6 protein-coding genes are annotated in these 8,440 nt (G+C 42.3%); 3 read left to right on the top strand and 3 right to left on the bottom strand.

Going from position 1 to position 8,440, the window contains the following annotated elements; translation table 11 throughout:
* Positions 1-819: 819 nt before the first annotated feature.
* Entirely contained in the window at positions 820-1,806 is a 987-nt protein-coding gene (locus O9334_RS19805) for an RNA polymerase sigma factor, RpoD/SigA family (RefSeq protein WP_045358019.1), read from the bottom strand.
* Between the two features lie 686 nt (positions 1,807-2,492).
* Here O9334_RS19805 and O9334_RS19800 point away from each other — a divergent pair.
* Positions 2,493-3,917 carry a Ni/Fe hydrogenase subunit alpha gene (locus O9334_RS19800; RefSeq protein WP_045358017.1) on the top strand — a complete coding sequence of 475 codons (1,425 nt, stop codon included), beginning with the start codon at positions 2,493-2,495 and terminating at the stop codon, positions 3,915-3,917.
* 84 nt (positions 3,918-4,001) lie between these two features.
* Here O9334_RS19800 and O9334_RS19795 read toward each other — a convergent pair whose 3' ends face one another.
* Together O9334_RS19795 and O9334_RS19790 are read right to left on the bottom strand one after the other, a co-directional pair.
* Complete coding sequence (locus O9334_RS19795) at positions 4,002-4,574, bottom strand: Uma2 family endonuclease (RefSeq protein WP_045358015.1); 573 nt, start codon at positions 4,572-4,574, stop codon at positions 4,002-4,004.
* 82 nt (positions 4,575-4,656) lie between these two features.
* Positions 4,657-5,928 (bottom strand): dihydroorotase, encoded by a 1,272-nt coding sequence (locus O9334_RS19790; RefSeq protein ID WP_045358013.1) that lies wholly within the window; start codon positions 5,926-5,928, stop codon positions 4,657-4,659.
* Between the two features lie 189 nt (positions 5,929-6,117).
* Between O9334_RS19790 and O9334_RS19785 the strand changes: the two genes are divergently transcribed.
* Complete coding sequence (locus O9334_RS19785) at positions 6,118-7,386, top strand: DNA methyltransferase (protein WP_288002029.1); 1,269 nt, start codon at positions 6,118-6,120, stop codon at positions 7,384-7,386.
* A 181-nt stretch (positions 7,387-7,567) separates the two neighbouring features.
* Positions 7,568-8,299 (top strand): Uma2 family endonuclease, encoded by a 732-nt coding sequence (locus tag O9334_RS19780; RefSeq protein ID WP_045358010.1) that lies wholly within the window; start codon positions 7,568-7,570, stop codon positions 8,297-8,299.
* Positions 8,300-8,440: the final 141 nt, after the last annotated feature.

Genomic DNA, 8,440 nt, shown 5'->3' with positions numbered 1-8,440 from the left:
CGGGAGACGGGAGACGGGAGACGGGAGACGGGAGACAGCTATTAGGGATCGGATTTGAGTTTTCAGTTCACTGTTTCCTCACACCAGAAGTCTGACGGAGTAGTGGCTTAGATGTGTAATTAATTTTGCTTAGGTACTTAGCAATAACTGAACTTCCCCCACACAGAAATACTAAAAAATTGACAAAATCCTTACTGCCTGGAGCTTCTCAGAAAAAATTGACAAGCCGCCACTGGGGACATTTTCCCCTTGAAAATGGCTGTACCGTTGACTGTATCTAGAGTAGAGCGATTCCGTAGAGTTGGCTGTATAGTGATCGCTAACCTGATGATCACAGATGATGTCATTAATCTCTAGAGTAAGCGATTCCCTCTGTAGCCATGTTTTTGATGGTTTTCTGCCCCGAAACAAGCTATAATGGTCAAAGGGTTAAATTGGAAAAATTTGGCTTCAAACCCTATCTGCGTAAAGATTTCAGGAGTTTGTACTCAGTAGTTCATTAGCATTACATGGCTTTAACTCAGGCTTTGTAAGACTTTTAGCCATAGCTAGTATATTCATACGGGGGAAGTTCAGTAGAGTTCTTGCATAATTAATTTTTGAGAGGGCAAAAATGAGAAAAATAGACATAAAATTGCATAAAATCCCTAAATAGAGCATTTAATTGATTAATGCTCATTCTTAATTCTCCTGACGACCGGCTACTGCCTCGGAGACTCCTCACCTAAAGGAAGATTTTTGATTTTTGCAAGAGGTCTAGTAATAAACCCAAAAAAAAAGAGAGCGCAAGCTCTCCTTCTTGGTTATTTGCTAATTTTACTAACTAGCGACAATATATTCCTTGACGTTAGCCCGGCGACGGCGTAAATGGGCCAGGGCCTGGTGTTCTAATTGTCGCACTCGTTCCCGACTGATGTTCATTCTCTGACCGATTTTGGCTAGGGATAACTCCTTGCCATCGGTTAAACCGAAACGGAGGGAAATCACTTCCCGTTGTTGGGGGGTTAATTCGGCCAGGAGATTGGCTAAGTCTTGCCGTAATAACTCTTGGGTGATGAAGGTATCGGGAGAAACTCCGCTATCTTCTAATAATTCCGACAATTCCGTATCTTGGTTATCGCCGACGCGCACATCAAGGGAGATGGGTTGACGAGCCATACTGAGATATTCGCGGATTTGAGCGGGTTCAAGCTCTAATTCCAGGGCAATCTCGGCAGGAGTGGCACTTCTCCCCAGTTTTTGGGCGAGTTCGCGCTGGGTTCTTTTAATTTTATTCAGTTTTTCGGTGATATGGATGGGTAAACGAATGGTGCGGGCCTGTTGAGCGATCGCACGGGTAATCGCTTGTCGAATCCACCAGTAGGCATAGGTAGAAAATTTATAACCTTTGGTGGGATCAAATTTCTCTACACCTCTTTCTAATCCCAGACTACCCTCTTGAATTAGATCTAGGAATTCCATGTTCCGCTTTTGATATTTTTTTGCGATCGCAACTACCAAGCGGAGGTTAGCTTCAATCATTTTCCGTTTAGCTCGATCGCCAGTCTTCAAGGCGCGATCCAGTTCATTTTCGCTTAAATTCACCGAATCCGCCCACTCCAAGCGATCTGGTTCCCGTCCTAATTGCTTCGATAGTGCTTCTTTCGCTTCTAACAGGCTCATCATCCGTTGGACTTGTTTGCCGTAAATAATTTCTTGTTCGTGAGTTAGGAGGGGAACTCGCCCAATTTCGTGCAGATAGGTACGCACCATATCGGCATTGAGGGTGGGCTGTGGTTGAGTTTGGTTGGTTTTTGCAGTGGGCATTGGTTTGGTGGTGACTCCTTGACACAGAAAAAGTCTGTTACTATTCCGACTCGCGGGTGAGTCTGGCTTATCTGAAGTCGGTATGAGTTTGATTCGGAATTTCTTTGATTGTATCCTGCGCTTTTAGACGCGGGCAATCCCCTAAAGGTTCAAAGCTAATTCATTCTTTGGTATGATGTTAAGTTTATCCTCTTTTTTCAACATCTAGAACAAAACTACTATACCCAAGGGCTATCAACTACAATCGCTTGTTTTTGGGTCGCCTTTTCCTGAATCCTCGGCAGTGCCGCTGATACTGTTAGGTAAGATTACAAGACAAAAAGGTGATTTTCCCGATTAGCCGTCAACAATCTAGCTGACTTCCGACCCTTTCGCCCTCAGCCTTGAGAGGAAGACTAACAGCCGAGAACCGACTTCTATATATATAATGACCGATCAACACCAGCAAAGAGAGATGTAATCATGGCGGATTTCCGAACTATTTTCTGTAGTATTTGCTACAAAATTTCAAATTTTTTCCGATTGAGAATCGGGAAAAATTGTTATAAAAATTAGGATTGCTAGGAGGGTAATAACTATCATAGAAACAGCAGGGCGGAGATCGGGATAAATTATCGTTGAAACCAAGCTCGATCGCAGTCTCCACAATGCCGTTCTGTGGAACTCCTGAACAATGAGGACTTACTATGACTAAAACCGTCGTTATCGATCCCGTCACCCGGATCGAGGGCCATGCCAAGATCTCGATTTTCCTTGACGATGGGGGGGAAGTGGATGACGTGCGTTTTCATGTGGTCGAGTATCGCGGTTTCGAGAAATTCTGCGAGGGACGGCCGATGTGGGAGATGGCGGGAATTACTGCCCGAATTTGCGGGATTTGTCCCGTTAGTCACCTACTTTGTGCCGCCAAAACCGGCGATAAAATTCTAGCGGTGCAAATCCCCCCCGCGGGTGAAAAACTGCGGCGCTTGATGAATTTGGGACAATTAACCCAATCCCATGCTTTAAGCTTTTTCCATCTTAGCAGTCCCGATTTTCTGCTTGGTTGGGAAAGTGACCCCGCCAAACGGAATATTTTCGGTTTAATCGCCGCCGATCCCGACCTAGCGCGAGCAGGCATCCGTTTACGTCAATTTGGACAGAAAGTTATTGAACTTTTGGGGGCGAAAAAAATTCACCCCGCTTGGTCTGTCCCGGGAGGTGTGCGTTCTCCCTTAGGCGAAGAAGGGCGACAATGGATTAAAGAACGACTGCCGGAGTCTAAAGCGACTCTTTACACGGCCTTAAACCTGTTTAAAGGACTTCTAGACAATTTAACCACAGAAATCGCCGCTTTTGGTAATTTCCCTTCCCTGTTTATGGGATTGGTCGGTAAACGGGACGAGTGGGAACACTACGGCGGTCATATTCGTTTTACCGATAGTCAAGGCAATATCGTGGCCGATAACCTCAGCGAAGACAATTATCGCGATTATATCGGTGAATCAGTGGAAAAATGGTCTTATTTGAAGTTTCCCTACTATAAACCCCTCGGTTATCCCAACGGTATCTATCGAGTAGGTCCGTTGGCGCGCTTAAATGTTTGTTCCCATTTTGGCACGGAGGGAGCGGATATCGAGTTACGCGAATATCGCCATCGAGTCGGTGGTGTAGCAACCTCTTCTTTTTACTATCATTATGCCCGTTTAGTGGAGATTTTAGGCTGTTTAGAGCGTATCGAACTTTTAATCGACGATCCCGATATAGTTTCTCAACGCTGTCGCGCCGAAGCAGGAATTAATAATCTGCAAGGGGTGGGAGTTAGTGAAGCGCCCCGGGGTACTTTATTCCATGATTATAAAGTGGATGAAAATGGTTTGATTGAAACGGTGAATTTAATTATTGCCACGGGTAATAATAATTTGGCCATGAATCAAACGGTGAAACAAATCGCCCAACATTATATTCATGGTAACGAAATTCCTGAAGCGATGTTAAACCGAGTGGAAGCGGGTATTCGTTGCTATGATCCCTGTTTAAGTTGTTCCACTCACGCTATGGGACAAATGCCGCTACAGCTAGAGTTAGTTAATGCAGCCGGTGAGGTGATCAATACTCGACAACGGGGTTAATTATCTAAGTTGTTGGGGGGTTAGGAAATAGGGCAAATTTCTCCTAATACCCGACCCCATTTTACTATTTTTACGGCCAAGATTCTAGCTAAGAATTTCTAGGTTTTGATAAAGAATTTCTATCGGACAAGAAAAGTTAATACAGTTAATAGTGATTAAATCTCCCGCTTGATAAATATGGGGAATCCAGAGGTTATTAGATTGACGTTGATATTGTTCGATTAGGACTTGTTTTTGCTCGATCAATAGATATTCCTGTAATTCGGGGATAGTTTGATAATCGGCAAATTTATCGCCTCTATCAAAGGCTGCCGTGGAGTCGGATAAAACTTCGATAATCACTCGCGGATGCAGAATAAAATCTTCCTCGGAAACTCGATCCCGTTGGTCACAAGTAATGGCAAAATCGGGATAATAGAAGATATTTAAGCTAGGGAGACGCACTTTCATATCGGTAGCGTAGGCAAGACAACCACTACCCCGTAAATGATTAATTAATTGGGCTGAAAGATTACCTGTGATGATAACATGGGCTTTACTGGCCCCCGCCATCGCCAAGATTTGCCCTTGTATATATTCATGTTTAATGGGACTAATTTTCTCTATTTCTAGATAGTCTTTTGGGGTAAAATAAGCGTGACTTTTACCGGCTGTCATGGTGTTTACCTCGATCATTGATTGATCGAATAAAAAGAAATTATACCAACTTTAAAAACCCACTGCCCCCTTTCCTAAACCTTTAAAAATTCCACATTTCTAACACTTTTCCCGTAATTGTTTGATTTAACCAGAAAGTATTATGACTGAGAGAGTGAAGATTATTTGCCGTTACTTTCCAGCTTGCTTGGGGATGGAAAAGAATTGCTTCCGCAGGATTGCCGGGGTTGAGAGATGCCGGTTTTTGTTGTAAACAATGACAGGGATTGAGACTAAGCGCTTGCCATAATTGTAAAGCTGATAATTGCCCGGTTATTACTAATTTTTCCCAGAGTAGCGGTAAAGCTAATTCTAACCCGATCGCGCCGGGGGGTGCTTCTGCAAAAGAGACGGTTTTTTCTTCGTAGGTATAGGGACGATGATCGATCGCGATTGCATCGATAATTCCCTCCTTAATTGCCGCAATTAACGCCTTGCGATCGCTTTCGTTGCCCAAGGGGGGAGCGAGGTGTAAACTGGGATGATAGCTGGCGATCGATCCTGTATTTAAGAGGAGATGCAACCACGTCACACTAGCGGTTATCGGCAATCCCCGCATTTTTGCCTCGCGAATTAATTCCACTCCTCGACGGGTAGAAATTCGCATTAGGTGAACAGGTGTATTAATTTCGCCGACGATTTCTAAAATTGTGGCTAAAGCAGTGGTTTCGGAAATAGTAGGATCTCCGGGTAAACCTAAGCGAATCGAGGTTTCTCCCTCACGCATGACTCCATTACCCTTTAATTGCTGATTTACCGGGGAAAGGGCGATATTTTTACCGAAGGGTTTTAGGTATTCCAATAAGCGCCGCAACAGTCCCAAATCTTCCAGGCTGCGATTATCGGTAAAACCCACCGCTACAGGCATTAAATCGGCTAATTCCGTCATTTTTTGCCCTTGTCTTCCTAGGGTGAGACTTGCCCAAAAATGCAGACGAGTCGATTTTGAGTCAAAAAACCCTTGACTTTTTTGCTGTAATGTGCTAATAAGTGCGGGGTGATCGAGGGGGGGGAGAGTATTGGGGAGAATTGCCAACCGGGTGCAGCCTCCGGCCGTGGCCGCTTTGAGCAAAGATGCGAGGGTTTCTCGGTCCTCGTGGCCGGGTTCCCCGGAATGACTGTAGAGATCGACTAATCCGGGAGCAAAAATACAGTTTTGACCGGAAATATAGTTACTATTTTCTCTTGGGGGAAGCTGAGATTCGATCGCTTTAATTACCCCCTCCTCAATCCAGACATCGGCAATGCGATCGGTTTGTGTCAGGGGGTCAAGGACTCTAACCTGTTCTATGATCGTCGAGGATTGGCTATTCACGCAGACTATTTAAAACGTCATTTTTTCCTCTGGCAGTATATCACGTTAAGTAAAAAGTAAAAAGTAAAAAGTAAAAAAGTTGAGTTCTCGGTTAGGTTAAGGGACGATAAGTTAGAATATTGATCGACTACGGTTTTAATCTTTATTTTAATTGGCTGGCCTACCCTAGGGAGAATTGATAGCCGAATCATGCAGTTAGAACTTTTCGATTTTAATAATTTAGAAGGATTTAATCGGGGAACCCCACGATTAGTTTCTTTTCGAGATTTAGTACCAGAAATCAACAGCACCAGTTATCTAACCCACGGCATCTATTATTATCCTGCCAAATTTATTCCCCAAGTGGTGAGATTTTGTCTTGATAACTACAGTAAAAAGGATGATTGGATTATCGATCCTTTTGCTGGTTCGGGTACGGTGGGTTTAGAGGCTAAACTTTGTCAAAGAAATGCGGTTTTAACTGACCTGAATTATCTTTTAAACCATATTATACCGATTAAGATTACAGAACACCAAGAACCATTGAGTTACTCAGAGTTAGATAAAAAAATCTTAGAAGTTTTTGCCAGCAAGGATAAATTTATCCCTCAGTGGTCAAATTTAAACTATTGGTATCCAGAGGATATTTTAGCAGTTTTACAGAAACTTTGGGCAGGTCAAAAAAGTCTAGAACCTGATTTGTATTCCCAGATCATTCAAGCGGTTTTAGTGAAAGTTAGTAAACAGTTTTCCTATGCAGAACATACCAAACCTAAATTATTTCAATCGAAATACAAAAAATCAGATATACAAGAACTATTACAAAGAGATTGGCAAGAGGAATTAAAACGAACGATTAAAGAGATGAGTTTGGAAACTTTAACCAGCGTTAATCAATATATTGCCGTCACTTGGCATAATTATAATCAGGTGCTTTTTTATGGAGGAGTAGATAGTGCCACTTTTGAGATCGATCAAAATCTAGAGTTAGATTGTTTAATTAGTTCCCCCCCCTATCTGCAAGCACAAGAATATATCAGAACAGCAAAACTAGATTTATATTGGTTAGGATATACAGAAAAAGAAGTGCAAAAAATCTCTAAGCTAGAAATTCCCTACCGACAGGCTACCAGATTAATCGAAACTGAAACCTTAAATCAGGTGAGAGCGAGTTTAGAGAAAGAGAATTTACATAAAATACTCGATTCCTACTTTTGTCACACCATCAACGCTTTAGAAAATGCCACCAGAAAATTAAAACAAGCTGGGAAAGCTTGCATTTTTGTCGGTAATCCAAAAGTGGATGGAGTGGAAGTAGAAACTTGGCGAATATTAAAGGAATATTTTCAGGAAAATGGCTTTGTTTTTGATACCGTCTTTGAGGATAGAATTAAAACCAGACAGTTATTCAAATCTCGCAAGAATAAAAATCCTGATGGCATGAAATCCGAATATTTACTAATCTTAGAGAAAAGGTAGGTCTAGTTTAATCAAATCGAATACAAAAAATATCAACAACTTCCCAAAGATAGCACTAATCCGCAAGGTTAAAACATCGATAAATCTACAGTGAAATAGCTAAGGGCTGAGGACTGATTGCTAACTGCTGTAACAAATTTAGTTTATAATTAATTATCAACCTATCTCTGTTGGATAAACCATGACTATCGCTCAAAGCTTACCCCTAGTCGAGTCTCATGTAAACCCTGAGATAATCTTCCCAGAAGGCGAATTTTGGAGTGATGAACCACCCTTGGAAAGCAACCTACATCTACAACAAATTATTTTATTAATTCAGTGTTTAGAATGGTGGTGGCGCGAGCGAGAAGATTATTTTACCGCCGGCAATTTAACCATTTATTACAGTCCTAACCAGAAAAAGTCAGAATTCTGCCGTGGTCCCGATTTTTTCGTGGTTTTGGGGACAAATCCCAATCCTAACCGCAGAAGTTGGGTAATTTGGCGAGAAGAGGGCAAATATCCCAATTTAATTGTGGAAATTCTCTCCGATAGTACCGCCAAAGTTGACCGAGAGGAGAAAAAACAAATTTATCAAGATATATTTCGCACTCCCGATTATTTTTGGTTTGACCCAGAAAGCCTAGAATTTGAAGGATTTACCCTAATTAGCGGTCAATATCAACCGATTACCCCCAATGCTCAGGGACGGCTCTGGAGTCAACAATTAGGCTTATATTTGGGTTTATCTGCCAATAAATTGCGCTATTTTACCCCCGAAGGTGAATTAGTACCCACTCCCGCAGAAGCGGCACAACAGGCAGAAAATCGGGCTGTAGAAGCAGAAAATCAAGTCCAACAGGAAAAGCAGAAATCCGCAAAATTAGCGGCTAAACTGCGGGAATTGGGCATAAATCCCCAAGAAAATTTCTAATTAGGGTTTGCTTAATAAATCTAAAAACCTTGTTGGATAATATCTTTAGGCTTTTTTGAAATCAAAAAGTGCCAGATATGGGAGGGATCGGGGGGGAGAATTAGGCACTTTTTCCCTGAAACTTAGGTAATTGACCACCTG

Origin of the sequence: Microcystis sp. LE19-8.1F (genome assembly GCF_027531715.1) — a bacterium.
GTDB lineage: Bacteria > Cyanobacteriota > Cyanobacteriia > Cyanobacteriales > Microcystaceae > Microcystis > Microcystis wesenbergii_A.
The sequence above is the reverse complement of the archived record's forward strand: the minus strand, read 5'-3'. Positions and strand labels throughout refer to the sequence as shown.

Coding starts and splice junctions, on each gene's coding strand:
- O9334_RS19805 (WP_045358019.1), bottom strand. CDS start 1,806: ATGCCCACTGCAAAAACCAACCAAACTCAACCACAGCCCACCCTCAAT.
- O9334_RS19800 (WP_045358017.1), top strand. CDS start 2,493: ATGACTAAAACCGTCGTTATCGATCCCGTCACCCGGATCGAGGGCCAT.
- O9334_RS19780 (WP_045358010.1), top strand. CDS start 7,568: ATGACTATCGCTCAAAGCTTACCCCTAGTCGAGTCTCATGTAAACCCT.
- O9334_RS19795 (WP_045358015.1), bottom strand. CDS start 4,574: ATGACAGCCGGTAAAAGTCACGCTTATTTTACCCCAAAAGACTATCTA.
- O9334_RS19785 (WP_288002029.1), top strand. CDS start 6,118: ATGCAGTTAGAACTTTTCGATTTTAATAATTTAGAAGGATTTAATCGG.